The organism is Limisphaera ngatamarikiensis (assembly GCF_011044775.1).
Lineage (GTDB): Bacteria > Verrucomicrobiota > Verrucomicrobiia > Limisphaerales > Limisphaeraceae > Limisphaera > Limisphaera ngatamarikiensis.
The window spans coordinates 866-2,382 of the sequence record NZ_JAAKYA010000060.1; the positions used below are offsets into that span (position 1 = coordinate 866).

Sequence of the window (1,517 nt, forward strand, 5' to 3'; positions counted from 1 at the left end):
CAGCATCAGTGTGCGAGTTACCAACGGCGCCATAGTCTGCGATCACACGCAGATGCGGCTTTTCATCTCGTTTGATTACGAGGCTACCTTGGACTGGGCTGGAGCAGTCCATGTTGTGCATGCCGTGCACGCCGAGGACGAATGCCCAACGGCGTTCAGAGATTGTTGCTGGAGATGTCGCCCATGAAACAGCGTAACAGATTCTTCATCACTGGTGTGCTGGCTTGTCTTCTGTCTGGATGCGCGACCAAACACTTCGACCTCGACGAGGCCCTGAGATTTCAGCTCAAGCACCCGGAAGAGGCGATTTACATGCGATTGCATCCGGCAGTGTTGGAACCGGTGGAAACGACTGCTATGTTCGGCTGGGAGCGATTAGAGGGGTTCGCCAACGGGGTCGAATTGCTGATGAATGATCCGGAGAGGCTCCGGGCGTACCTGGCCCGGCGGAGGGCCGTGTGGGCAAAGAGTCGGGAGGGAGAGTTCACCGACTATGAGGAGATCAAGCGCCACCTCAAAGAGGGCGGACAGCTGTACTGGTATTATTACAGGCGGATATACACCAGCGGAGAGATTAGTCATGAATTCGGGGAAGGTTTTGTTGTGATCCGCGATGGCGAAATCGTGTATCGCCTCCCCTATTCGCACGGCAAGCAGCACAGGGCTCGTGTCTTCATCAGGCCCCGTGACTCCGTGCCTGACGCGGTGGAGAACGTGGAGGGTTCTAAATGACACGCGACCGGGCACGATGGTGTTGATAGGTGAGTGAACCATTCGGTATCCACCATGTTGGTAATGGCGTCTTGAACAACGCAGCGCGTATCCGCGGGAGAAGGACCCCCTGAGCAAGCCTCTCGACCATCAAGCGGTCATCTGCGTGGCATATTATCGGGATGGGCGCATAAAGGAGATCATCTTCGACTGGTGGGGTGGCATTCAAACGCCAGAGGAGTTCCGCAAGCGCTATCCTTACTTGGACCGCATTATTGAGAACAAATATTGGATACGGTGTTGGGATCGTAATCCCGAGATGGCTCCTCCCCCACACACACCTTGGCAGAGCTGTCAGGCACAGGGATGATGTGGATGGGCTCGAGAGAAAGGCCACTTGGCGCGATGAATTCGCCAGCGCTGTTGCGCGGAAATCGTATAGGAGTGGGAGGCGTGGCAAAAGAACATGAGGCTGCGTCTGGTTGATGTTGCAGCGGTTGTGGTCGTCGCGATATTGTGCCTGATGGCTGCATGGGCTCTGTCGTGGCGGGGGTGGGCGCGTTCTGCACGTACGGATTGTATGTACAACTTGAAGGTGGTGTATCTTAACTATGGCCTGTTCGAATCGGACCATGGTGGTGTTGTGACGCGTGTCTCGACGAATGACGGGGGGACAAAGGAGCTTGTTGATGCCGGTCACGGGCCTGCAGTGCACTTCCGCGCCATTGCACAGGACGAGGGTCGGATGTGGGATCTGGTGTGTCCCAGGGACCGGAATCGAGTGCCGGCGGATCGAGCGATGTTGT

The 1,517-nt window shown here is 56.5% G+C and carries 2 protein-coding genes; both read left to right on the forward strand.

Annotated features, from left to right (window positions below):
- Nucleotides 1–183 precede the first annotated feature (183 nt).
- Nucleotides 184–732, forward strand: a complete 549-nt coding sequence (locus G4L39_RS09350) for a hypothetical protein (RefSeq protein WP_165107722.1) — start codon at nucleotides 184–186, stop codon at nucleotides 730–732.
- Between the two features lie 559 nt (nucleotides 733–1,291).
- Nucleotides 1,292–1,517: hypothetical protein (locus G4L39_RS14655; protein ID WP_205880912.1), on the forward strand; the 226-nt coding region annotated here is incomplete at its 3' end.

Coding starts and splice junctions, on each gene's coding strand:
- G4L39_RS09350 (WP_165107722.1), top strand. CDS start 184: ATGAAACAGCGTAACAGATTCTTCATCACTGGTGTGCTGGCTTGTCTT.